This is a genomic window from Chryseobacterium metallicongregator (assembly GCF_031324065.1).
Taxonomy (GTDB): domain Bacteria; phylum Bacteroidota; class Bacteroidia; order Flavobacteriales; family Weeksellaceae; genus Chryseobacterium; species Chryseobacterium metallicongregator.
The window spans coordinates 280,808-305,411 of record NZ_JAVIXS010000020.1; the positions used below are offsets into that span (position 1 = coordinate 280,808).

Below are 24,604 nucleotides of genomic sequence, written 5' to 3' on the forward strand. Positions count from 1 at the left end.
GAAGTACAATCGATCCTACCTTTTAGCAGCTTCCTTTTGATGATAAACTGTTAATCCTTCTAAACCATTACTAAAATTTGTTAACAAAGTATGATTTTTTTGGCGAGTTCTTTTATTTTAGCTGAAATTAATAACTTATGAAAAAATTGACCTGCACTATTGTAGCAGCATTTTTGGTCTGTTCGGTGGAAGCTCAAATACAAAATGCCGGTTTTGAAAACATGACCGATGGATTACCCAACCATTGGAATATAAAAAAAACAGATTCATACGAAGGGAAAATAGATTACACCCAATATTTCGGGGGAAAAGCTTCTATGCAGCTGACAGGAAAATCTGATAATTCCAAAAATTTCCAATCTTTTTCTCAAAAAGTTCCTCTTAATATTCAGCAATTACAGAAAATAGAAATCAGTGCTTATATAAAATCCGAGAACATCAATGGGAAAATCAATCTATGGACTCAAGTGAAGGACGAAAATGGAAAGATGATTGACTTTGGAAATTCAGAATCACAGCAAAAGGCTATAGCCGTCAATAAAGACTGGACGAAATATTCTTTGATTTTCACTGTTGATAAAAATGTAAAAAGTCTTCTTCTTGGAGGAGTATTCTCAGGAAGCGGAACTGTTTGGTTCGATCATTTTGAGCTGAATACAATTTCATTTTCAAATGAAGAACCTTCAAAAATATCTTCAAAATACATTCAGGACTTTAAAAATATTGTAAAAAAGAATTCAATTTTTTCAGATCAATTAGATTGGAAAAATATTGATACCAATCTTCAACATCTTTCAAAAGGAATGAAAACTATTGATGATACCGATCCTGCATTGGGTTATATTATACAAAATCTAAGACAGGCTGGTGATAATCATTCATTTATTTCCGGAAAAGAGCGTTCTGAAAAGCAAAAGAAAAGCAATACAAATGAAGCAAAACCCGATTCCAGACTGATAGACCAGCATATTGGTTATATTTCAGTTCCCGGTTTTGGTTCCTTAAACACAGAGGTTGGAAATGATTTTGCCTTACAGATCCACAATATGATTAAAAAACTGGACTCTGAAAATACGATTAAAGGCTGGATTGTAGATCTGAGAGGCAATACAGGAGGAAATATGTACCCTATGATTTCAGGTCTCGGAAGCCTGATTGGAGAAGGTACATTGGGATATTTTGTTTACAAAGACAAAAAATCTCCATGGATTTATAAGAACAGAAAGTTTGGTGATAACAAAATTGCAGAACCTTATGACCTTAAAAGCGGACATACTAAAATTGCAGTTCTGATAGGCCCTAGCACAGCCAGTTCCGGAGAAGCTACAACAATTGCATTTATTGGAAAAAGCAATGTAAAACTCTTTGGAAAACCATCGGCAGGTTATACTTCAGCCAACAGTGTTTATCCGTTAAGCGACGGTAAAAGCTTTGCTCTGGCTTCTTCTTATGAAATGGACCGAAACGGGAAAGTCTATTACGGGAAAATTGATCCGGACGTTCCTGTGGAATCTAAAGAGGGTCAGGATATGGATATTGAGACCGCAAAAACCTGGATTTTAAATTAGCTTCAGACTTATCCACAAAAAAATGTGGATAACTTGTGAATTTTAACATTAAATTCATATTTCGTATTAAAATTATTACTACATTTACTATGTAATAAACATCGAAGTGGAAACTTTATTTGCTTTTCTTACTACTCTTGAAATTGCAATTAAATTTGAAATAAAAATTTAAGCACAGCATTGTCGGCTGTGCTTTTTATTGTTGTCTAATTAAAAAAATGAGATGTATTTATCTACTGAGTCTGCCTCTAAAGGGCAGATTCTTTTATTCATATACCCTTTCATAAAAAGGTTTTTAGAATTCTTGAAAACCTATTCATTCTAAACTGAATTATTGAGCCTATCAGATTGTTCTTTATTATGTTATAATTTCATCTGTTTTTTCCTATGTACGGTATAACATTTGTATTTTAATGTTTAATTATCAACATTATGGACGAAACGAAAATAGAATCTTTAGACCTGATTAATGATAAGTATTTAATAGATGAATATTTTAAACTTAAGGTGAATAAGGAATTAAATATTGACATTGATCTTAGCTCTGAATATATAACTGCACATAACATAGTTTCAAAAAAATTAATCCTTGTGCAGACATTTTCTCATGTCATTATAGAAAATCCCCAGCTTTATCTTTTATTACGTTCTTTAATTCATAACATCAACAGTTATCACGTAACGAAAAATCAAATGATTTCTGATCTGAACAATACATAAAAAAATCTCTCAAAGTTTGAGAGATTTTTTATTTGGAAAGTCGAAAGATTTACACCTGCTCTTTTATATGCTTTGCCACCATTTCTTCAAGATCATCCAGATTAAAAGGTTTTGAAACATAATCATCTGCCTGTGCTTCAGAAGCTAAAGCAGCAATATCATTGTTTGCCGTAACATAAATTACAGGAATGTGATTAAATTCATCACTGTTTTTCAGAAGTTTTGTGGCTTCCACTCCTCCGATTCTCGGAATCCAGTTATCCATCAGAATAACATCGGGATGGTATTCTGCCACTTTCTCCAGAATATCATGTGAGGTTTCTGAGATTCTGACCTCGTAGCCATTCTCTTCAAATATGATGGTGATCACTTCCAAAATAGCAGCGTCATCATCAAAAATTAAAATTTTCTTTTTGTTCATATTATTTAGGTTATTCTATTACAACTGATTGATATAATCTGCCAGATTATCCGGTTTGATAATTTGGTCATAATCTATTTCTTCTACTGCATGTTTGGGCATATATTCCACTTCTGCCGTTTCAGGATCCTGAATCCATACCTGACCGTTATTTTTTTTAATATAAGACAGCCCTTCTACTCCATCTGCATTAGCTCCGGACAGAAGAATTCCAATCATATTCTCTCCATAAATTTCGGCTGCAGACCTGAAGGTAACATCTATTGAAGGACGGGAATAATTCATTTTTTCTGAGCTGTCCAATGACATATTTTTCTTATTCTCAAACAGCAAATGATAATCTGCCGGAACAATATAAATGGCATTATTGTCCATTTCAGTTTTATCTTCTACTTCTATCACCGGTATCTTCGTAAACTGCTGTAATAAAGTTCTCAGAATGTCTCCTGATTGAGCTTTACGGTGAACCACCACTACAATTGGGATTTTCAGGATATTATTCAGGTTTTTGATCATTTCAATAATGACCTGTAAACTGCCTGCTGATCCTCCTATAACAATTAATTCAATGTTTCTCTGTGATTCCATAGCATTGTTTATTAATGATGATCAAGCTTTTTCCAGATTTTCTGGTCTTCAATCTGATGATAATTCTTTTCAATGGTGGAAAACCTAAGTGTTTCTTTTGCTCCCAAAGCCAGAAAGCCTAAATTTTCCAGGCTGTTGTCAAAAAGTTTAAAAACTCTTTCCTGGAGTTCTCTATCAAAATAAATCAGAACATTTCTGCATATAATCAGCTGAAAACTATTGAAAGAACTGTCTGAAACCAGGTTGTGGGTAGATAAAATAAGTTTTTCCTGTAAGCTTTTATCAAACTTTACACTATCATAATTGGCTGTATAGTAATCTGAAAAATCACGTTTCCCTCCTGAAAGCATATAGTTTTCAGAATATAATTTCATCTGGTATAACGGGAAAACACCGGCTCTGGCTGTCTCAAGAACCGCAGGATTCAAATCTGTACCATAAATCAGGGATTTATCATACAGCCCTGCTTCTTTCAATAAAATAGCGATAGAATAGGCTTCTTCTCCCGTAGAGCAACCAGCAATCCAGATCCTGATCAGCGGATAAGTGCCTAATTGGGGCAAAACTTTTTCCCGTAATGCTTTAAAAAAAGAAGGATCCCGAAACATTTCTGTGACGTTTACCGTAACTTCTTCTACAAAGCGTTTTAAATATTCCGCATCATTCATAAGGGTATATCTAAGTTCAGCAAAGCTGGTAAATCTGTCCAAAAGGCATATCCTATTTACCCTTCTTTTAAACGAAGCCCTGCTATAACCGGAAAAGTCATAACCATACATTTCATAGACATCGTTGATCAGATATTCTATTTCTTCATCTTTTACGATACTTGGTTCCAGCATCTATGAAATTTTTTCTATTGCCATTAGTAAAAGGTCTACATCAATAGGCTTTGAAACATAATCATTAGCACCTACCTCAATGCATTTCTGACGATCTTCAGGCATAGCCTGTGCGGTTACTGCAATAACTGGAATATCTTTGATTTCAGGTGTATTTCTTATGATTCTCACTGCTTCATAGCCGTCTATTCCCGGCATCATCATATCCATAAGCACCATTGAAAAATCAGGATTAGCTTGTAGCATATCCAGAGCTTCCTGAGCCATTGTAGAGGTTTCTACTGCATATCCACGGGCCTTAAGGGTGAGTTTCAATGCAAATATATTGCGTGGATCATCATCCACAATTAAAATTTTCTTTTTCATCAGAGTTTTATCTGTTTAACTTTCATACAACCAAACGCGAAGCAGCGACAACAGCTGATCAATATCTACAGGTTTTGAGATATAATCCGAAGCTCCTGCTGTAATGCATTTCTCACGGTCTCCAATCATTGATTTTGCAGTTACCGCTATAATAGGCAGCCTTTTAAATGCCGGCATTTTTCTGATCTGCTTTATGGTTTCATAGCCATCCATTTCCGGCATCATCATATCCATTAAAATCACATCTATATCAGGATTGTGGTGAATTTGTTCCAGAGCATGCTTTCCGTCCATGGCTACGATAACCTCAACTTTATATTTTTCCAGTGCTTTGGTTAAAGAAAAAATATTGCGTACATCGTCATCGGTAATCAGTACTTTTTTGCCACTCAGAACCTCCGTTAAAGATCCCAGCATTCTCCCTGTACTACTTTCTGCGGAATTGTTTTTTTCTTCCACCAGATGCAGGAACAGTCCTACTTCATCTAAAATCCTTTGGTACGAGTGTGCTGTTTTTACAACAATTGAATCTGCGTATTGCTTTATTTTAAGTTCTTCTTCTTTAGATAAATGGTGTTCTGTAAAGATAATGATGGGAAGGTTTTCCAGCCCTTCATGGCTTTTGATGGATTCTATTACATGATAATCATTTCCTTTTGCGCTTCCAATATCCAGAATAACGCAGTCTACAAAATCGGAAGTCAGAGCTTTTACACTATCTTCCACCGTATGTTCTACGGATAAAGAGATATTAAAATTGCTCAGGAAATAAGATAATGCACTGGCATGTTTGGCATTTTCTTCTACAATCAGGACTTTTTGAGATCCTTTTTCTAAGGCTTCTTCAATCTTTCTGAAAACGTCAGTCATTTTATCCAGTGCTACCGGCTTATTAATAAAGTCTACAGCACCTTTCATCAGACTTTCTTTTTTAAGATGAAGAACAGACATCATATGAACCGGAACATGTTTGATATAAGAATCAGATTTCAGTTCATCCATGACCTCCCAGCCATCTTTTACAGGAAGCTGAACATCCAGTAAAATGGCATGCGGATGATACTTTTGAGCCGCTGAAAGAGCATAATCTCCTCTTACTACAACCACTCCTTTATAGCTCTGCAGGTGGGCATATTTCAATAAAGCTTTTGCAAAATTGATATCATCTTCAATGATCAGAATGACTTTATCTCCTTCCTGAATATTTTCTCTATCGTCTGCAACATCTTCAGGAATTTCAAGGGTATTTACGGGAATTACTTTTGTTTCTCCTTCATCAAGAATATTCTGAATTTCTTCCACATCTTCACGGATCACCTCTACAAGATCCTGATCTGTTTCTGAATGGATAATCTCTGTCGCTGCATGTACAGGAATGATAAAACTGAATTCACTTCCTTTGTCTATTTCACTTTTCAGAACCAGCTCACCTCCCAGAAGTCTTGCAATTTCTCGGCTTATGGACAGACCTAAACCTGTTCCTCCAAATTTTCTTTTGGTAGATCCGTCCGCTTGCTGGAATGCTTCAAAGATAATTTTTTGCTTATCCTCAGCAATTCCAACGCCTGTATCTTTCACTGAGAATATAATAAAATCAGGCTTTTCAGAATATTTTTTGATATGTAACCCGATGCTTCCTTTTGTGGTAAATTTTAACGCATTTGACAATAAATTTCTCAATACCTGATCAATTCTTAGACGGTCACTTTCGATCACTTTCTGCACATTTGCATCAATCTCGATATTAAACGGAAGATTCTTTTCCTGAAATACCGGATTGAAAAGACTTTTCAGATCTTTTACCACTTCTTCAAGATTTACGTCCTGATATTCAAGAGTCATTTTACCGGATTCTATTTTGGCAAGATCCAGAATTTCATCAATAAGGGTTAATAAGCTTGTACCCGAACTATGAATTACTTTGGCAGATTCCATCTGATCTTCGTTAAGATTTTCATCAGGATTTTCCGTCATTAATCGGGATAAAAGAAGAATCGAATTCAGCGGAGTACGCAATTCATGAGACATATTGGCTAAAAACTCAGATTTGTATTTGGTGCTTAATGCCAGTTCTTCTACTTTTTTCTGAATTTCATTATTACGTTCAGCAATCAAATGATTTTTTTCTTCCAGCAATCTGGAGCGTTCTTCCAACTCTGCATTAGCCTGCATAAGCTCTTCCTGCTGCACTTTAAGCTCTTCTTCAGATGCCTGAAGCTTCTGGGTTTGTGCTTCCAGTTCAGTATTCAGATTTTCAAGCTCAGAGTGCTGAACCTGTAATTCTTCTGACTGTGCCTGCGTTTCTTCCAATAATTGCTGCTCTTTTTCTCTGCTTTTTGCAGCACTCAGGGCGATTCCTATATTGGTACAGCATTCTTCAAAATAGTGTATTCTGTCTTCCTCAAAATTAGACGTGGAACCAAGCTCCAACACTCCTATTATATGGCCGTCTGCAAAAAGCGGAAGCAATATAATCCCGTAAATTTTAATCGTACTGCTGGCAAAAGTGACTACAAAGTCTTCTTCATGAAGATTATTATAAACCTGTGTCTTAGCATTAACAAAAGCCTGTCCCACCATTCCTTCTCCGGGCTCAAAAGCTTTTTTCATATTGGATTCCAGTCCAAATGCTTTATTAAGTTTTAAAATGCCTTCATCATATAAATACAGAGAGCCATTAATACATTTTCCGTATTCAATCAACTGCATTAAAGATTTATTGGAAACTTCCTGTACAGTCTTATTCCCTACCAGGGATTCATTAAGTAGCGCAAGCCCTTTCTGACGCCAATCGCTCTTATTAATGGTATCAAAAGAGATTTTGAGAGATTCCGTCATGTGATTAAGAGATTCTACCAAATCTCCAAGATCATCCTGAGCATTATCCACTGCTTTTTCACTGTAATCCCCATTCGCTACTCTGTTGGCAATCTTTTGAATAGCACTTACACGACGTGTCATTTCTTCATCTTTTGCCTTAAGCATTTTCTCAAGCTTATCTCTTCGGATAAGATCTGCACGCATTTTTATATAGAAAAACACCGTGACAACAACTGCGGCAATGGCAGAAAAAAGGATAAAAAGAACGGTTGTACCGGACGAACGGTTGAGATCGTTATTTTTAATTTCAACCTGACTTTCTTCATATTGTACAAAATCATTGACAATTTTCCGGCACTGATCCATATAGGTTTTACCCTCAGTAATCTCCTGTTGCGTCATGATAATGCCTCTTCGTCTGTTCTCAACCAAATGTTTCAGGTTCTGCATTACCTGATCAACTGCTGCTTTTAAGCCTGCAAGTCTTTGAATTTGATTCTGATCATTGATATCCAAAGATTCAGCACGTACCAAAGCTTTAGGGTATTCTCTTAACCCTCGTTTATAAGGTTCAAGAAAATCTTCCCTTCCGGTAAGCTGATACCCTCTGTTTCCTGTTTCTGCATCCAGTAATGCAACCAGCACATCTTTCACCGCTGTTACAGAACGTCTGCTTTTGGAAAGACTTTCGCGGTGTTTCATTTGATTTTGGATACTCCAATAAGAGGCCAGTGAACTGGCTATTAAAATCAAAAGTGAAAGACCTACACCAAACTGAAGATTTCTTATTATTTTTTTCGGCATTAAAATTAGTTTAGTGGTAATGTGAAATAAAAAGTAGAGCCTTCATCTACTATACTGGAAACTCCAACGTTTCCATGGTGCTGTTTGATGATCTCGGAGCAGATAAACAATCCGATTCCCATTCCCTGGAACTGCAGTGAAGATTCTTCTACACGGTAGAATTTTTTGAATACAGCATCCTGTTTAAAATCAGGGATACCAATTCCAAAGTCGGTTACGTTCACTCTTACTTCTTCAGCTTCTTCATCTACAAAAGTGGTAACAATAACCTGATTATTATCTGGTGAATATTTTATAGCATTGGTCAGAAAGTTGATGAGTACCTGTTCTATACGGATTTCGTCTAAAGGAATTAAAATATCAGGTTTTGTTCCGTGACGCTCAATTTTCACTTCACGCTGATCGTGAGTTTGTATGATTGTTTCAATCGCATTACTGATCAAATTTTCCAGATTCACCGGCTTTTTATTAATTTTTAGCTTGCCATTTTCTATTTTAGAAACATCCAGCAGATCAGTGATCAATGTATTCAGCTTTTCAATCTGTCCCTGAACTTTCGTTACAAATCCTGCTTCAGAACTTTCTTTGTCGAGTTTCAATTTTCTTTCTAATAACTGAACATAGGCTTTAATACTCGTTAAAGGGGTTTTCAGCTCATGGCTTGCAATGCTTAAAAATTCATCTTTTTCTTTTTCAACTTTCTTCTGATCATCAATATCGGTAAAAGTTCCCACCCAGTTTTTAATACGGCCTTCATCATATACCGGCGTTACTCTAAGCAAATGATAACGGTAATTACCTGAAACCACATTTTTAATTCTAACTTCCAGCTCAAGAGCTTTTCCTTTTTTTCTGCATCTCTCAAACTCCTCTGTTATATCAGGGTCATCGGGATATATTTCAGGAAAATTCTGTTCAGAATCTGAATATTCATACCATTTACCATTCACAAAATCCACCGTTCCGGCTTCATTAAGGGTAAATGCAATTTGTGGAAGTGATTCCAGCATTAAGTGAAAATGGTCAATCTGCGATTTCATCGTCACTTGTGATTCACGTCTTCCTTTAACCTCCAGCTCAAGATTCTGTTGGGCCTTCTTCATCGCTATATTCTGCTCCTGAAGATTATAGAATGTTTTTACTTTCAGTAAAAGAATTTCAGGATCTACAGGTTTGGTGACATAATCTTTAGCACCAGAAGCATAGCCTTTCGTTATAAATTTCTTGTCTGTATTAACAGCAGATAAAAATATAATGGGAACTTCTTTTGTTTTACTGTAATCTGCAAGTGTTTCTGCTACTTCAAAGCCGTCCATATCAGGCATCTGAACATCCAGAATAATGAGGGCATAGTCGTTTTTAAGGGCTTTACCCAGAGCCTCTTCACCGGAATTGGCTGTTTCCACCTGAAAATCTTTGGACTCTAGTAATTTTTGCAGTGAATAAAGATTACTTTGATTGTCATCAACAATTAAAATCATAGAAGTTAAAATCAATAATTAGTTACAGATATTTAAACCTCAAAAATACTTACAATATTTCAAAACATAGCAATTTTTAAAGTATTATGAATAACTAATTCATACCACATTTTATGCTTTAAATAGGAATAAAATGAGGATTAAGGGAGCTCATCCCATTTAAAAAAAATTCTATAATTTCAGAGAAAGCCGGATTATAAAAGTCCTAAAACCTACTTGAGCATTTATTGTTAAAGTTTTTCTCTTGAATCAACATCCTGATCATTACGCTACTCCGGCAAATAATTTGTAATTTTATGATCTTAGCAAGGCCTCATAGTTCAATGGATAGAATAGAAGTTTCCTAAACTTTAGATCCAGGTTCGATTCCTGGTGCGGCTACAAAACTTGAACTCTTTGTTGAAGAATCTAAGAAGACTAAATGTTCTTGATCATAAATTATCTAATTTGACAATTAAGTTTTGAACCATTACAAGAAAATAATACTATTAAAAGGGGCTACCTTTTTAAGATAGCCTCTTTTTTATAGATTGTGTAAAATCTTTTTTGTAAAAGTAATTCTAAGTAAAAAGTAACTTAGTAGAAGAAATCGAGCACCATTTTCATAATTCTAAACACTAATATATTTTTTGAGTACTTCAAGAAGGTCTGCCTTTCTTACAGGTTTGGGAAGGAAATCATTCATTCCGGCTTCAAGACACTTTTCTTTTTCGCCCAGCACATTTCCGGCTGTAACGCCTATGATAGGTACATGTTCATATCCCGGCAGCATTCTAATATTTTGTGTTGCCTCAATACCACTCATTATCGGCATCTGTACATCCATCATGATAATGGAAAACTGCTTTTTCTTGCATTCCTCCACAGCCTGCAGCCCGTTGACCGCTTCTGTTAAGTGTATACTGGGAGCTAGAGACTTCATCATTCTATTATTCAGGACCATATTCACAACGTTATCATCCACCAAAAGCACTTCTAATTCCGGGGCAAATAAATGCGAAACTTTTTCAGACTGATCCTTACTAATTTCTACCGTATAACTTCGATCTACTTTTTTTAAGGTTTTGTATAGTTCATGTGATTTGATAGGCTTCAACAGTAAATGTGCATTTTGTATTTTCCTAACCGAGGCAAATATGCCCAGTTCTTCAGAAGAAGAAGAAAGAATTATAAATGGAGAAGTCTCTTTTCGCTGATTGAATAGCCCTGTCATTTTATCAATCGTTTCCAATCCGGACATAAGAGGCATATGATAATCCATCAGGATCACATCGAACCGTTCACCTTTCAACAAGATCTCTAATGCTTCCATCCCATTAGAAGCCAGGGTGGATTTTATATTTTTATAGCTAAGCATGTGCTCAAGAATGATCCTGTTGGTTTCATTATCATCAACCACCAGAGCCGTTTTAATAGTTATTTCATCTTCCTCTCTAAATTGAGAGATCTCGTAAGGAATCTCAATGTCAAAGAAAAATACAGAACCACTTTCCTTTGCGCTGCTCAGCGACAAATGGCTTCCCATATATCCCAGGATATTGTTCGAAATAGTAAGCCCTAGACCCGTGCCTCCATATTGTTTACTGATGGAGCTATTTTCCTGAGTAAAGGCATCAAAAATGTATTTCTGTTTTTCAACAGGGATACCGATCCCCGTATCTCTAACCGAGAAACGCAAAGCAATAGTACTATCATCCATGCGTAATTTCTCTACTTTTAGCTCGATCTCTCCCTTTTCTGTAAATTTCACAGCATTCCCAAGAAGATTGATCAAGATCTGTTTTAACCTTGCTTCATCCATAAAAAGTATTTTTGGAAGACCCGGCTCTATATTGAGAAGAAGTTCGATGTTTTTTTTCTGGGATTGATAAATAATAACATTTATAACCTGGCTCAACATATCATAAACATCACATTTTTCAATCAAAAGCTCCATTTTCCCGGATTCTATTTTAGAAAAATCCAATATATCATTGATGATGCTAAGCAGGTTTTCCCCGGACTCATTGATATAATTCAGATATTGCATCTGTGTTTCATTCAACGGTGTCGTAAGGAGAAGGTCTGAAAAACCAATAACTCCGTTTAAAGGAGTCCTGATCTCATGACTCATATTGGCAAGAAATTCGGATTTTGCTTTGCTGGCTATATCTGCTGTTTCCTTGGCATTTTTCAGTTCTTCATTTATCTTTACAGCATTTGTAATATTCTGTATGGAAATAATTACCCCTCCTACTTCATCTTTTGTAAGATACCAAGGTCCGACTTTAAGGTCATAATGCTGAATTTCTTCTTTTCCTTCTACCTTTAATGTATAGTCACTGTTGATATAGGTTTTTCCCAACAGCGCATTGTCATAAATCTCTTTTCTTTCTTTGGGAATATTAGGTGATATAGTAAAAAGATTATTACCAATAAGATCTACATTATTCATACTAAATTCCTCTTTCCATCTGTTGCTTACAGCAACATAGTTAAGGTCTTTATCAAACATAGCCAAAGGAACAGGAACATCAGTGGCAAAAGACTGCATTATAGCCTCCTTCCGGGTAACCTCCAGAAACATCTTTTTGAAGGCATCAATATCCTGAATGATTCCGAAAACTCTTTTGCAGCTGTCACCTTCAAATTCAGGAATCCCTTTTACTCTTACCCAGATCGTAATGCCATCATTACGCAAAAGCTGAAACTCCTCATCAAAAGTAATTCCTTGTTGTATTGCCCTGTTAAAAAGATATTTTATTCTCTCCCTACTTTTTCCTTTGTAAAATTCAAAGGCACTTTCGAAAGTAGGCTTGAAATCATCTTTTAGTTTGTGAATTTCTCTTGTACTTTGAGACCAGAAGAGCTTCCCGGTCTTCATATTGGCTTCCCAACCTCCCACTTGGGCTACTAAGCCTGTTTCCTCAAGCATTTCCTTAGTATAAAACAGATCTTTTTCTAACTTCCCACGGCGGATAAGGTCAGATTTTAGTTGTATATAAACAAAAATAGTTACACCAATGGCGGCCATGGCAGAAAAGACGATGAACAAAACGGTCAACTCGGAAGACTTGTTCAGTTCTTCATTTTTTATGGCAAGTTGAACTTCCTCCTTTTTTACAAATTTCTGAGCGAGCATGCGGCATCTGTCCATAGCTTCCTTGTTTTGTACAAGTTCTTCCGGACTCATTAATATCCCTTTTTTACGTTTCTCAATAAGCAATACATATTCTTTCATCACTATCTCTGAAGTATGCAGCAATTCATTTAGGATATTAATCTGATCTTTATCTCTAAGATGAAGTTTACCTTTGTTAGAAACAAGCAACGGATATTCACTCCTACTTTTATTGAAAGGTTCAAGAAAATTTTCTCTTCCGGTAAGCTGGTATCCCCTATTTCCTGTTTCAGCATTTAAAAGAGTATTTAAGATATCTTTTGCTAAGCTTATAGATTCCTTATTTTTTAATAAGTCTTTCCTATTCTCCATCTGCTTATGTATGCTTATATAAGATGCTACGGAACTAGTAATCAGAAGTATTAAAGAAATCACTACTCCAATTTGAAGATTTCTTATAATTTTTTTTGGCATTAAATAGTATTTTTGTAATAAAATACTAAAAATAGATCATTTTATAATATTAACAAATTAATTTAGAAATTTGTCAGCAGATAGGGGAATATGAGTACAATCCAAGTCGTTTAAAGATAGAGATGCCCAATTTAAAAGTTTATTTTGTATGCTTTCCTGATTGTTAATTATTATCTAATTTGACTGAAACGAATTAAATTTAGATGACAATATACTTAAATGTACTTGATCATATTTTTATAAATTTTGAAATCAAAATATTCATATATACTTTCTATCTGAAATAAATATTCTTTAAAAAATTTTGAAAAATCATCCGTTGGGGCTACATGTATCCTGTAAATCAGTATTTCTAATTTTATATTGAAATTTTTCCACAAAAAAACCTCCCGAAACAACGAGAGGTTATACTGTAATTTGTCAGAAATATGAAATTTTCAATGCTCAAATATAATCAACTGCTTACTCCCTCTAATATGATCTGAATCATACTGCCCCCAAAACCATTTGACATGTAGTTTAATATAATGATTTACAAGCAGACTATCAGGGAAATTTCCCCATAATTTACTGACATATATTAGTTTAATATCAATTAAATCACTCGTTATTCAAGATCAATTTTCGTATATTTAAGGTATAAGTTTTAAAATATTAAGTTATGAAAGCAGTACGTTTTTTCGGGCACAAAGATGTCCGTGTTGTAAATAATATGGAGAAACCGACTCCTAAAGGAGATGAAGTCTTGTTAAAAATCGGAGGAGCAGGTGTATGCCACTCTGATCTTCATATTATTGACGAGGGAACTGTAGGAGGTTCAGTATTCACATTAGGCCATGAAAATGCAGGTTGGATCGAAGAAATTGGCCCTGACGTTAAAGGTTATAAAAAAGGAGATGCCGTTCTGGTCTATGGTCCTTGGGGATGTGGCCATTGTAAACCCTGTCAGCAATCCAAAGAAAATTATTGTGATCATCAGTCAGAAATGGCTTATGGAGGCGGTTTGGGACTAGATGGAGGAATGGCTGAGTATATGCTTGTTCCTTCTTCAAGATTATTAGTTCCTATTTATGATCTGGATCCCGTGATTGCCGCTCCGCTTACTGATGCAGCATTGACTCCTTATTCCGCAATTAAAAGATCATTGTCTAAACTAACACCCGATGAGTATGTTGTAGTGATTGGCGTTGGAGGACTTGGGCATGTTGCTCTGCAGATTCTTAGAGAAGTTAGCGGCAGTACCATCATTGCCTGTGATGTGACAGAAGAAAAACTGGCCTTCGCCAAAGAACTTGGAGCAACGTTCACTGTGAACTCAAAAGATACTGATACTGCAGAACAGATTCAGAAAATCACAGGAATTAAAAAAGCTAAAGTGGTTATTGATTTTGTAGGCGCTACATCAACCATTGAACTTGGAACTAAAATTGTGAGTCTGGATGGAGATCTTACCATTGTAGGATTGGGTGGCGGTCATTATCAATACAGCATGTCTGGACTTCCATTTGGGGTAAGTATGACAAATCCTTACTGGGGATCAAGAGTTGAACTTATGGAAGTGGTAGGATTGGCAAGACAGAAAAAAATTCATATCGAAATTGAAAAATATAATCTGGATGAGGCCAATGAAGTTTATGATAGAATGAGAAACGGAAAGATCAAAGGCAGAGCTGTTTTGATTCCATAATAAAATGAAAATAGAATATACAGCCGGAAGTAGTTTTGCTTTCGGTTTTTTTATTATCTATCCATCATGAAATCAGAGGTTTAAATTTGATAAAAATAAAATATGTCCAAAATCTGCAGAAGGCCTACTTAAAATGCATCTTTTTGCTTTCAAATAGCTATAATTTGATTAAATTTACGTCAATAACGTCTGCTGTTCAGACTTCATAAAATTGCTCAGAAAAAATCAGTATGAATAAGAAAAGTGCCACCATCTATGATATTTCCAATAAGCTTAACGTAAGTGTGGCAACTGTTTCAAGAGCACTGAATGACCATCCGCGAATAAGTGAGGCAACCAAAGAGCTGGTTCGTAAAACGGCCAAGGAAATGAACTATAAGCAGAACAACCTTGCCAAAGCTTTAAAAAGTGGTGAAACCAAAAACGTAGGGATCATTGTTCCGTATATCAATACCAATTTCTTTTCATCTGTGATCAGAGGAATTGAGGAAGAGCTTTCCCCACTCGGCTATCATGTGATCATCTGTCAGAGCCACGAAGATGTCAATATTGAAAAAAGACAGCTTAATACGTTGCTGAATGCACAGGTAGATGGCATTTTTATGTCTGTTTCTAAAACGACAACAGATATCAGTCATATTCAAAGCATTATAGATACTTCCAATACCCCGGTTATCTTTTTTGACCGTAAAAAAGATATTTCAGGGATCAGCACTGTGACTATTGATGATTATCGTGGGGGCTATATGGCTACAGAACATCTTATCAAAGAAGGTTATAAGAATATATGCCATTTTGCAGGAGATCTTAACCTTGAAATTTATCAAAACCGTCTCAACGGATATAAACAGGCTTTGGCGGATCATCACCTTCCTGTAAAAGAGGATAATGTTATCTTCACAGGCAGTTCTATTGAGGAAGGTACAGAAGCCATTAAAAAACTTTGGAGTAAAAAATCTGTTCCTGATGCTATATTTTCTTCCAGTGATTTTGCCGCATTAGGTGCCTGCCAGGAATTAAAGAAACGAAATATCAAAATTCCTCAGGAAGTGGCTATCATCGGGTTTTCTAATGAGCCTTTTACCCAATTCATGGAACTTCCAATCAGTTCTGTGGATCAGACTCCTGTATTGATGGGAAAAATGTCCGGACAGGTATTTTTAGAAAGTGTAAAAGAAAACGGTTCCGGGGTTTCTATTGAGAAAAAAGTGGTACTTACACCGCAACTTTATATAAGGAAATCTTCTAAGAGAAAATAATCTTAGTTTAACTACATATAACAATCGTATTGGATAATCAATCTCTTTATATTTTTCTTGGTGGCTTTGGTCAAATCATTTTATGGTTATCTTATAAAAAATTGAAGAACAGAACAACATATTTGATTGTATTATTTTTCACTATTTTGATAGCCTTACTTGGTTACTTCAACTTGAACAGAGAATCATTGAAAATGCCAAACGGCAATGCAGCGACTTGGGCATTTTTCCCTTTGCTTTATATGATTTATTACTGGATATTTAGAAATTTATTTCTTATCATTTTTGGGAATGAACCTTTAATGACAGGTTATATGCAATCCAGTTGGGAACAGGGAGAATATCGAAAATTACATATAGGAGATGCTATTTTCACAGTATCAACTCTTTTTTTACCGTTTTTAACAACTTTATTATTTCAATAAAATATATAAAAAGAAAATGCCTCCTACAAAGTAGAAAGCATTTTCATCCCTAATTAATATTTATAGTCAAAAAACATTTTATAAACTAACCCCTCTTTTCCAGGGAATAAAGTCGTTTTGATTTAAAATAGCAGCCTTGGTTTTTACTTCTCCGCTGGCTACTTTGATGATGTATTCCAGCAGTTCTTCTGCTTTTTCGTCAATTGTCTTTTCCCCTGTAATCACATCACCTGTGTTGAAGTCGATGATATCAGGCATTCTTTCGGAAAGTGAAGTATTGGAGGATATTTTCACTACGGGAACGACAGGATTTCCGGTAGGAGTTCCAAGGCCGGTTGTAAACAGTACAATATTAGAGCCTGAGCCTACCAGAGCTGTTGTACATTCTACATCGTTTCCTGGTGTGCACAATAAATTCAATCCCGGTTTCTTAATATATTCTGTAAAGTCAAGAACATCATTAATAGGCGATGAGCCTCCTTTTTTAGCCGCTCCTGCAGATTTCATGGCATCAGTGATCAATCCGTCTTTAATATTCCCCGGTGACGGATTCATATCAAAACCAGATCCTGCAGCAACGACTGATTCTTCAAAATCTTTCATCAACTGTAAAAATCTTTCTGCATCTTTTTCATTCACACAACGGTTCACCAGCTGCTGCTCTACTCCACACAATTCCGGGAATTCTGAAAGAATAGTTGCGCCACCAATTCCGGCCATTAAATCTGACAACTGCCCTAAAACCGGATTGGCAGAAATTCCGGAAAAACCGTCTGAACCGCCACATTCTAATCCTAATACCAGTTTTGAAATAGGTGCCGGTTTTCTTTGAATCTCATTGGCTTTTTTAATCGCTTCATAAGAATCTTTGATAATTCCACTCAGCATTTCATCTACTGTTCCGGATTTTTGCTGCTCATACACAATAATCGGTTTTTTATTCTCAGGACTGATCTTGTCCAGAGCATCTTTGAAAATCTGTACCTGAAGATTCTGACATCCCAGACTCAAAACGGTTGCTCCGGCAACATTTGGGTTATTAACATATCCTGCCAGCAAACGCCCCAAAGCTTCTGCATCCTGACGAATTCCACCGCAACCGCCCTGATGAGTGATGAATTTAACGTCAATATTTTTAAAAATTCTTTCATCCTGATCTTCTTCCGCAATGGTTTCCGTATCTGAATTATTGATCAGAGATCTCAGCAAAAGCTGATGTTTTGTTACTTTTTCGAATAAGAGTTCTTTTTCAAAAACCTCTTTTAAAATCTCAACATTTCTGTTTTCACAAAAAACCAAAGGAAAAAACAACCATACATTTTCTGTTCCTACCTGTCCGTCTTCTCTGTGATATCCCATGAATATTTTATCTTTCCACTCCTCTACATTTGGAGCTTTCCAGGCAGTTGTTTCTGTTTTAGCTTGTACTTTTGCACTTTGATGTTTTACATTTTCAGTCGTGATGACTTCACCTTTTTGAATCGTTTGGCTGGCTTTTCCCACCAAAACTCCATACATGATGACAGCATCCCCCTCAGAAAGATCTTCCGTGACAAATTTATGCTTGGCATTCGTGTCTTTTATAATTTCATAGGTAAAATGATCCAAAATAACAGTTTCGCCCTGATGAAGATCAACGAGAGCTACAGCAACATTATCTTTGGGATTTACTTTCAATACTTTCTTCTGCATGATTTTTAAGAATAGAATTGAACAAAATGGTGATATGCTGTTTCTACATCGTGATGATCAATTTCCCACAAAGCTTTTGCTACAGCATCTTTCAAGCCTTCCGCTTCTGTGAGATCTGTATCCCAGAAAGAAATTTCACTTAAGGCAAATTCCGCTACCTTTTCATAATCACTGGTGGACCATATTTCTTTGAAACGATCAATAATTGTCTGTTCATCATTTAACGGAAGGGCTTTATCCCCGAAATTTCCCTGATAGAATCTGATGAGAGCAGCTAAAGAGAAAGTTAAATTAAGTGGTAATTTTTGATTGATTTCAACATATTTCAATAAGCTTGGAAGCACTCTCACTTTAAATTTAGATACAAAATATAAAGCGATACTTGCCAGATGATGTTTAATAAAAGGATTTCTAAATCTGTCGAAAACTTCTTCTGCAAAATCTTTCAATTCATTTTCATCCAATCCTAAAGTTGGATTGACTTCATTGAAAATGGTGTCTTTTAAAAACTGCCCAATGAACGGATTATCAATGGATTCTTTTACCGTTTCTTTTCCTGATAAAATGGTTGGAGCCAGCATCAAAGTATGTCCACCATTCAGAATTCTTACTTTTCTAAGACGGTACGGCAGAATATCATCTACCACCAGAATCTGCTCATTAATTTGGTCAAAAGGAATTCTTTCTTTTAAATTTTTAACTTCCTGAATGACAAATAGTAAAAAGACTTCAGAAACGACCATCATCCGGTCTTCGTAATCCAACTGTTCTTCGTAGGATTCTGCATCATCTTTAGGATATCCCGGAACAATTCTGTCTACCAAAGTATTGTGAAAACAATTACATTGTTCAATCCATTGCACAAAATCTTCTTTTAAATTCCATAATCTGGCATATTTAATAATGATATCTTTTAAAGCCAAAGCATTATCTTCAATCAGTTCACAAGGGATAATTCTTAATCCTTTTTCTGGTGCTCCTTTGAAATATTTAAATCTTTCATACAATAAAACCGTGAGTTTCGCAGGAAAGTTTTTATGTGGTCCTGCATGATATTCTTCGGTTTCATCATAGGCGATCCCGGTTTCTGTTGTATTGGAAAAGATAAATTCCAATTCTTCTTCTTTTGCTAAAGCCAGAAATTCGTCATAATGTGTATAAGGATTGATGGACTTCTGAATGGAAGAAATCACCTGTTTTTCATCAATAATTTCATCTTTCTTTATTCCTCTTGTAAAAAGGGTGTACAGATTATCCTGCTCTTCAAGCTTATGAACAGAACCTCCCGGTGTAGGCTGTACATTTACAATTCCTGCATTGAACGCTGCTTTTTTATTAAGCTGATCAATGACATAATCTGTAAATCCTCTCATGAAATTCCCGCCTCCAAACTGTACTATTTTAATAGGAAGTTTTTCCTGAAAACCATAGAATTCACGATTTAGTTTTTGTTTTATCTGATTTTCCATTTTTTTCTAATTTGAATGAAACTATCTTTAGGTTTGATAGTTTTTATTTCTACTTAATTACTTTGTATTTAGGAACCAAAGTCTTCATGACATTCCAGGCAATCAGGTAAGCGACTGCACACACAGAGAAAATGATCATGTATCCTTTATCAATTCCATCAGAAATAATAGCGCCCGATTTTTCCAGATCGTGAAGAAAATTCTCCGGCAAACGCTCATTGATGTATTGCGGATATTTCTCCAGCAAAGGCATTCCATCAATAGTAGTCCATGCTTTATGAGCATGATCAAATAACACACCTGATGATTTATTGATTAAAAAAGAACCGATTCCTCCTGCCATTCCACCAATTCCTGTAATGGTTGCAATGGCTTTTTTGGGAAACATATCGCCTACCGTTGAGAAGATATTTGCTGACCAAGCCTGATGAGCGGCTCCTGCCACTCCAATGATTAATACCGGAATCCAATATGAAACAGAGCCCAATGGCTGTGCCAATAATGCCAGCAAAGGGAAAAAAGCAAAGATCAACATCGCTTTCATCCTTCCAGAATACGCATCCATTCCTTTTTTCTCTACGAAATACTTCGGAAGCCATCCTCCAATGATGGAAAATAACGTAATCATATAGAGAACAAATAACGGTAAGGCACTTTGGGTAGAATCCATTTTATAAACAGAACTCAGATAGGCAGGTGTCCAGAACAAGAAAAACCACCAGATCCCGTCTGTCATAAATTTTCCGAAAGCAAAAGCCCACGTCTGCCTGTGACTGAAACATTCTTTGAAAGAGAATTTCTTCTCTGATGCTGATGAATCTCCTACAGCCAAATCGTCCTGATCCTGCTGAATATAAGTAAGCTCATGTTCATTGACTTTATGATGTTCGTGAGGTTTTTTGTAATAGAATACCCAAAGTCCCATCCAAACAAAACCTAAAGCTCCAATGATGATAAATGCCCATTCCCAACCCATAGATTTTGCAATAAAAGGAATGGTTACTGGTGCAGCCAAAGCTCCTACTGTTGCTCCTGCATTAAAAATACTGGTTGCCAGTGCTCTGTCTTTTTTAGGAAAATATTCTGCCGTAGTTTTTATCGCAGCAGGAAAGTTTCCGGCTTCCCCTACTGCCAGGACGAAACGGGCAAAAATAAACAAGGTAACACTGGTACTGATAATGGCACCCACATTATCAACTCCTCCGATAATCTCTTTAGATTCCTGAAAACCTACCCACCAGTTTCCTGTAAGAACTCCTGAAGTGGCAATTCCACAAAAGGCGTGAATAACAGCTCCTACAGACCAGATTCCTATAGCCCAGAGAAAACCTTTTTTGGTATCCATCCAGTCTACAAACTTTCCGGCAAAAAGCATACTTACGGCATAGAAAATAGAAAATAATGCAGTGATGTTCCCGTAATCATTATTGTTCCAGTGAAACTCAGGAGCAATAAAATCTTTCCAGGTAAGTGACAGCACCTGCCGATCCATATAATTGATGGTCGTTGCAATAAAAAGAAGCACGCAGATCGTCCATCTGAAGTGAGTCGGTTTCGGGGATATTTCTTTATTCATATCAATCGTTAATAGTATTGATTTTTATTGATTTTGACAACAAAATGGGGCAAAAAACTCCTTATCCATACTGCTTTAGCACGGAAATGATTGATTTTTTAAACCATTTGAATTTAATTAAGGGATTGATATTAATTAGATTGAATGTCATAATCTTGTTTGACCTCTAATTAATTTGTCCGAGTTCCCTTTATGGCTTTAAAATGATAAGAACAATTATGTTAGTTCTTTAATAATCTGTATAGAATGAGCTACAGCTTCTGTGATTTTTCCATAGTCATATTCCCCATTTTCATTTTTCACAAACAACTGCGAACCCAATCCTAAGCAATATGCCCCTGCAGAAATCCATTCACTTATGCTTTCTTTCGTGGGAATAACTCCACCTGTAGGCATTATATTGGACCATGGCATCGGACCTTTCACTGCTTTGATGAATTCCGGGCCACCTACTTGTGTTGCTGGGAAAATTTTTACAATCTCTGCTCCCAGTTCTTCAGCATAAGAAATTTCAGAAACAGAGCCACAGCCAGGTATCCATACAATTTTTCTCCGGTTGCAAACCTTGGCCACTTCAGGATTTAAAATGGGAGCTACAATAAAGTTCGCGCCATTCTGAATGTACAAAGAGGCGGTTGCCGGATCAAGTATGGAGCCAATTCCCAAGATCATTTCAGGAATCTCTTTGACTACGTATTTTACCAGCTCAGCAAAAACTTCATGGGCAAAGTCTCCCCTGTTGGTAAATTCAAAAACACGGGCACCGCCATCAAAACAAGCTTTCACAATTTTTTTGCATACATCTATATCTTCGTGATAAAATACAGGAACAATCCCTGTCTGCTTTGCCATCAAGGCAACTTCTATTCTATTAAATCTTGCCATAGTTATCTTTTTATTCTTCCCCCTGAATTTCCGTTCATTACTTCCAGAATATCTTCTGCACTTGCGTAGTTAATATCTCCGGGAATCGTGTGTTTGATTGCACTGGCTGCATTAGCAAAACTCAAGGCTTTCTGATGATCAAAATGCTTTAAACCATAGATCAGCCCAGCCGCAAAAGCATCTCCGGTTCCAATTCTGTCAACAACAGGATTAATTTCAAGGAGATCGGTTTCAAAATAAGTTTCATCTACCCAAGCTCTTCCCTGTGTTTGCTGTGTACTTGCTGTAACCCCAATTCTTATTTTATCAAAAATCCTTTGAACAGAAGGAATTTGTTGTTTTAATTCTTTACAGGCATAAATGAAGCCTTCTTTATCTGAAGAAAACTGAGTTCCGAGAATTTCATTAATTTCGTTTACACCTCCAATAAAAATAGTGGAATAAGAAACCAGTTCTTTAAGTACTTCATGTCCTTTTCTTCCATACTTCCAGAGATTGGAACGGTAAGCAGGATCTGTGGAAATCTCAATTCCTTTATTCTGTGCAGTTTTCAGACCTTCTTTCAATGCTTTATAAGCAGATTCTGAAATACCAGGGCTAATGCCTGTCCAATGAAAACACTCACAGCCTTCAAGTGCTTTTTCCCAGTCTATATTTTCTGCATTGATATTGGCAAAAGAACCATTCAACCTGTTATACGCAATTCTGCTGGCACGAACAGATGATCCCACTTCAAGAAAATACAGCCCTAAAGGATGTTCATTTTGATGAATGAAAGTGGTCTCAATTCCAAAGCTTTGAATGAAAGAAACTGCAGATTCGCCTACAAAATCATCCGAAACACAGCTGATATGTCTTACTTCACAACCCATTGTTGCTAATGAAGAAGCAACATTCAGTTCAGTTCCTCCAAAAAAGAACTCCATTTCGTGGCTTTGTTTCATCATTCTGTTTCCGGGTGGGGAAAGTCTCATGATCACTTCACCGAATGTGACTATTTTGCCCATAGCTTTTCATTTAAAAATCAAAATAGTTTTTCGCATTATGGTAGCAGATATCTGAAATGGTTTTCCCTATCAGCTCTATATCATCCGGCAATTCACCGTTTTTCATTTCTTCACCGAAAAGATTGCACAATACTCTTCTGAAATATTCGTGTCTCGGATAAGAAAGAAAACTTCTGGAATCGGTAAGCATTCCTACAAAACAGCTTATTAACCCCATATTGGAAAGGGCATTCATCTGCTTGATCATTCCGTCTTTCTGATCGAGAAACCACCATCCTGAGCCAAACTGTACTTTCCCTTTGATGCTTCCATCATTGAAATTCCCGATCATTGTTGCAAAAATTTCGTTATCAGCCGGGTTTAAATTGTATAAAATGGTTTTGGTGAGTTTATCTTTTCCGTCTAAAGTGTTCAAAAATCGGGACAACGTTTCTGCCTGCACAAAGTCTCCGATGGAATCCCAGCCGGTATCCGGTCCTAGAATTCTGTGCATTCTTTCATTATTATTTCTCAAAGCTCCTAAATGGAACTGCTGAACCCATCCGTATTGATGATAAGCTTCCCCTAAGAATAATAAAATGGTTGTTTTGAATTGATTCACCTGCTTTTCAGCAATCACTTTTCCGGCTAGTTTATCATTGAAAATAGCATTCACTTCCGCTTCTGTAGCTTCTTCAAAAGAAATATTATTTAAGCCGTGATCACACAGTCTGCACCCATTTTCGTGGAAATATTCGATTCTTTTAAGCAAAGCATCACATAAAGTCTGGTAAGAATTGATTTCAATCCCTGCTGATGCTCCCAGTTTTGCAATATAATCTGCGAAGTTGTGGTTTTCAATCAGAATAGCTTTATCCGGACGGAATGCAGTACTTACTTTGATACTGAAATCACTTTTCGCCAGATCATGATGGTAATTCAAAGTGTCTGTAGGATCTTCTGTAGTACATAGAGATTCCACATTCATCATTTTCAAAAGACCTCTGGTAGATTTTTCAGGGGTTTGAAGCTGAGTGGTGATGTTTTCATAGATTTCCGATGCATTATCTCCATTCAACAGTTCATCAATTCCGAAATATCTTTTCAATTCCAGATGAGTCCAGTGATACAGAGGGTTTCTCAAAGTATACGGAACTGTTTTTGCCCAGGCCTCGAATTTTTCTTTGTCTGAAGCATCTCCCGTGATAAATTTTTCATTGACTCCCATCGTTCTCATAGCTCTCCATTTGTAATGGTCACCTGCAATCCAGACTTTGGAGATATTGTCAAAAACAGTGTCTTCTGCAATATCTTTAGGAATCAAATGATTATGATAATCGATGATGGGCTGTTTTTCTGCGAATCTGAAGTAAAGTTCTTCAGCGCATTTATTTTGTAATAAGAATTGGTCTGTGATAAAAGGTTTCATTTTTTGTCTAAT

At 36.2% G+C, this 24,604-nt stretch carries 18 protein-coding genes and 1 tRNA gene; 6 read left to right on the forward strand and 13 right to left on the reverse strand.

All coding sequences use genetic code 11. The features are described 5' to 3' along the window. Window positions 1–137 precede the first annotated feature (137 nt). Together REB14_RS19235 and REB14_RS19240 are read left to right on the forward strand one after the other, a co-directional pair. Window positions 138–1,568, forward strand: coding sequence for a S41 family peptidase (locus tag REB14_RS19235; RefSeq protein WP_309522999.1), 1,431 nt, complete (start codon window positions 138–140; stop codon window positions 1,566–1,568). Between the two features lie 432 nt (window positions 1,569–2,000). Then, entirely contained in the window at window positions 2,001–2,288 is a 288-nt protein-coding gene (locus tag REB14_RS19240) for a hypothetical protein (RefSeq protein WP_079241515.1), read from the forward strand. A gap of 49 nt (window positions 2,289–2,337) precedes the next feature. On the opposite strand, the gene REB14_RS19245 is transcribed toward REB14_RS19240, so the two are convergent. Genes REB14_RS19245 through REB14_RS19270 form a run of 6 tightly spaced genes read right to left on the reverse strand, consistent with a single transcriptional unit; the run spans window position 2,338 to window position 9,610 of the window. Continuing rightward, a complete protein-coding gene (locus REB14_RS19245) occupies window positions 2,338–2,709 on the reverse strand; it encodes a response regulator (protein WP_079241514.1) in 372 nt (123 codons plus the stop codon). 18 nt (window positions 2,710–2,727) lie between these two features. Next, complete coding sequence (locus tag REB14_RS19250; protein WP_079241513.1) at window positions 2,728–3,297, reverse strand: chemotaxis protein CheB; 570 nt, start codon at window positions 3,295–3,297, stop codon at window positions 2,728–2,730. 11 nt (window positions 3,298–3,308) lie between these two features. Then, a complete protein-coding gene (locus tag REB14_RS19255; protein WP_079241512.1) occupies window positions 3,309–4,139 on the reverse strand; it encodes a CheR family methyltransferase in 831 nt (276 codons plus the stop codon). Then, a complete protein-coding gene (locus tag REB14_RS19260; protein WP_185117019.1) occupies window positions 4,140–4,505 on the reverse strand; it encodes a response regulator in 366 nt (121 codons plus the stop codon). A 15-nt stretch (window positions 4,506–4,520) separates the two neighbouring features. Further along, on the reverse strand, window positions 4,521–8,129 hold the full coding sequence (locus REB14_RS19265) for a response regulator (protein WP_309523000.1): 3,609 nt from the start codon (window positions 8,127–8,129) through the stop codon (window positions 4,521–4,523). A 5-nt stretch (window positions 8,130–8,134) separates the two neighbouring features. Then, on the reverse strand, window positions 8,135–9,610 hold the full coding sequence (locus tag REB14_RS19270; protein ID WP_079241509.1) for a hybrid sensor histidine kinase/response regulator: 1,476 nt from the start codon (window positions 9,608–9,610) through the stop codon (window positions 8,135–8,137). A gap of 309 nt (window positions 9,611–9,919) precedes the next feature. On the opposite strand from REB14_RS19270, the gene REB14_RS19275 reads away from it, so the two are divergent. Beyond that, window positions 9,920–9,991 (forward strand) — tRNA-Arg (locus REB14_RS19275). A 229-nt stretch (window positions 9,992–10,220) separates the two neighbouring features. Here REB14_RS19275 and REB14_RS19280 read toward each other — a convergent pair. Continuing rightward, window positions 10,221–13,184 (reverse strand): response regulator, encoded by a 2,964-nt coding sequence (locus REB14_RS19280; protein ID WP_079241508.1) that lies wholly within the window; start codon window positions 13,182–13,184, stop codon window positions 10,221–10,223. A gap of 661 nt (window positions 13,185–13,845) precedes the next feature. Between REB14_RS19280 and REB14_RS19285 the strand changes: the two genes are divergently transcribed. From REB14_RS19285 to REB14_RS19295, 3 genes are all read left to right on the forward strand, one after another. After that, complete coding sequence (locus tag REB14_RS19285; RefSeq protein WP_309523001.1) at window positions 13,846–14,871, forward strand: NAD(P)-dependent alcohol dehydrogenase; 1,026 nt, start codon at window positions 13,846–13,848, stop codon at window positions 14,869–14,871. Window positions 14,872–15,101: 230 nt separating this feature from the next. Beyond that, window positions 15,102–16,130: a LacI family DNA-binding transcriptional regulator gene (locus tag REB14_RS19290; protein WP_079241506.1), complete on the forward strand. Its 1,029-nt coding sequence runs from the start codon at window positions 15,102–15,104 to the stop codon at window positions 16,128–16,130. A gap of 29 nt (window positions 16,131–16,159) precedes the next feature. After that, a complete protein-coding gene (locus tag REB14_RS19295) occupies window positions 16,160–16,555 on the forward strand; it encodes a hypothetical protein (RefSeq protein ID WP_079241505.1) in 396 nt (131 codons plus the stop codon). Between the two features lie 78 nt (window positions 16,556–16,633). On the opposite strand, the gene REB14_RS19300 is transcribed toward REB14_RS19295, so the two are convergent. The 6 genes from REB14_RS19300 to uxaC all read right to left on the reverse strand — a co-directional run bounded on the left by REB14_RS19300 (window position 16,634) and on the right by uxaC (window position 24,592). Further along, window positions 16,634–18,247, reverse strand: a complete 1,614-nt coding sequence (locus REB14_RS19300; RefSeq protein ID WP_309523002.1) for a UxaA family hydrolase — start codon at window positions 18,245–18,247, stop codon at window positions 16,634–16,636. A gap of 5 nt (window positions 18,248–18,252) precedes the next feature. Continuing rightward, the gene (locus REB14_RS19305; protein WP_079241503.1) at window positions 18,253–19,716 is read right to left on the reverse strand and encodes a tagaturonate reductase; all 1,464 of its coding nucleotides are present in this window, start codon (window positions 19,714–19,716) and stop codon (window positions 18,253–18,255) included. A 49-nt stretch (window positions 19,717–19,765) separates the two neighbouring features. Beyond that, a complete protein-coding gene (locus REB14_RS19310) occupies window positions 19,766–21,292 on the reverse strand; it encodes an MFS transporter (RefSeq protein ID WP_079241502.1) in 1,527 nt (508 codons plus the stop codon). Window positions 21,293–21,508: 216 nt separating this feature from the next. Continuing rightward, the gene (locus REB14_RS19315; RefSeq protein WP_309523003.1) at window positions 21,509–22,177 is read right to left on the reverse strand and encodes a bifunctional 4-hydroxy-2-oxoglutarate aldolase/2-dehydro-3-deoxy-phosphogluconate aldolase; all 669 of its coding nucleotides are present in this window, start codon (window positions 22,175–22,177) and stop codon (window positions 21,509–21,511) included. A gap of 2 nt (window positions 22,178–22,179) precedes the next feature. After that, window positions 22,180–23,184, reverse strand: a complete 1,005-nt coding sequence (locus REB14_RS19320; RefSeq protein WP_309523004.1) for a sugar kinase — start codon at window positions 23,182–23,184, stop codon at window positions 22,180–22,182. 10 nt (window positions 23,185–23,194) lie between these two features. Next, window positions 23,195–24,592 (reverse strand): glucuronate isomerase, encoded by a 1,398-nt coding sequence (uxaC, locus tag REB14_RS19325; protein ID WP_309523005.1) that lies wholly within the window; start codon window positions 24,590–24,592, stop codon window positions 23,195–23,197. Between the last annotated feature and the right edge of the window lie 12 nt (window positions 24,593–24,604).

Coding starts and splice junctions, on each gene's coding strand:
- REB14_RS19235 (WP_309522999.1), top strand. CDS start 138: ATGAAAAAATTGACCTGCACTATTGTAGCAGCATTTTTGGTCTGTTCG.
- REB14_RS19240 (WP_079241515.1), top strand. CDS start 2,001: ATGGACGAAACGAAAATAGAATCTTTAGACCTGATTAATGATAAGTAT.
- REB14_RS19245 (WP_079241514.1), bottom strand. CDS start 2,709: ATGAACAAAAAGAAAATTTTAATTTTTGATGATGACGCTGCTATTTTG.
- REB14_RS19250 (WP_079241513.1), bottom strand. CDS start 3,297: ATGGAATCACAGAGAAACATTGAATTAATTGTTATAGGAGGATCAGCA.
- REB14_RS19255 (WP_079241512.1), bottom strand. CDS start 4,139: ATGCTGGAACCAAGTATCGTAAAAGATGAAGAAATAGAATATCTGATC.
- REB14_RS19260 (WP_185117019.1), bottom strand. CDS start 4,505: ATGAAAAAGAAAATTTTAATTGTGGATGATGATCCACGCAATATATTT.
- REB14_RS19265 (WP_309523000.1), bottom strand. CDS start 8,129: ATGCCGAAAAAAATAATAAGAAATCTTCAGTTTGGTGTAGGTCTTTCA.
- REB14_RS19270 (WP_079241509.1), bottom strand. CDS start 9,610: ATGATTTTAATTGTTGATGACAATCAAAGTAATCTTTATTCACTGCAA.
- REB14_RS19280 (WP_079241508.1), bottom strand. CDS start 13,184: ATGCCAAAAAAAATTATAAGAAATCTTCAAATTGGAGTAGTGATTTCT.
- REB14_RS19285 (WP_309523001.1), top strand. CDS start 13,846: ATGAAAGCAGTACGTTTTTTCGGGCACAAAGATGTCCGTGTTGTAAAT.
- REB14_RS19290 (WP_079241506.1), top strand. CDS start 15,102: ATGAATAAGAAAAGTGCCACCATCTATGATATTTCCAATAAGCTTAAC.
- REB14_RS19300 (WP_309523002.1), bottom strand. CDS start 18,247: ATGCAGAAGAAAGTATTGAAAGTAAATCCCAAAGATAATGTTGCTGTA.
- REB14_RS19305 (WP_079241503.1), bottom strand. CDS start 19,716: ATGGAAAATCAGATAAAACAAAAACTAAATCGTGAATTCTATGGTTTT.
- REB14_RS19310 (WP_079241502.1), bottom strand. CDS start 21,292: ATGAATAAAGAAATATCCCCGAAACCGACTCACTTCAGATGGACGATC.
- REB14_RS19315 (WP_309523003.1), bottom strand. CDS start 22,177: ATGGCAAGATTTAATAGAATAGAAGTTGCCTTGATGGCAAAGCAGACA.
- REB14_RS19320 (WP_309523004.1), bottom strand. CDS start 23,184: ATGGGCAAAATAGTCACATTCGGTGAAGTGATCATGAGACTTTCCCCA.
- uxaC (WP_309523005.1), bottom strand. CDS start 24,592: ATGAAACCTTTTATCACAGACCAATTCTTATTACAAAATAAATGCGCT.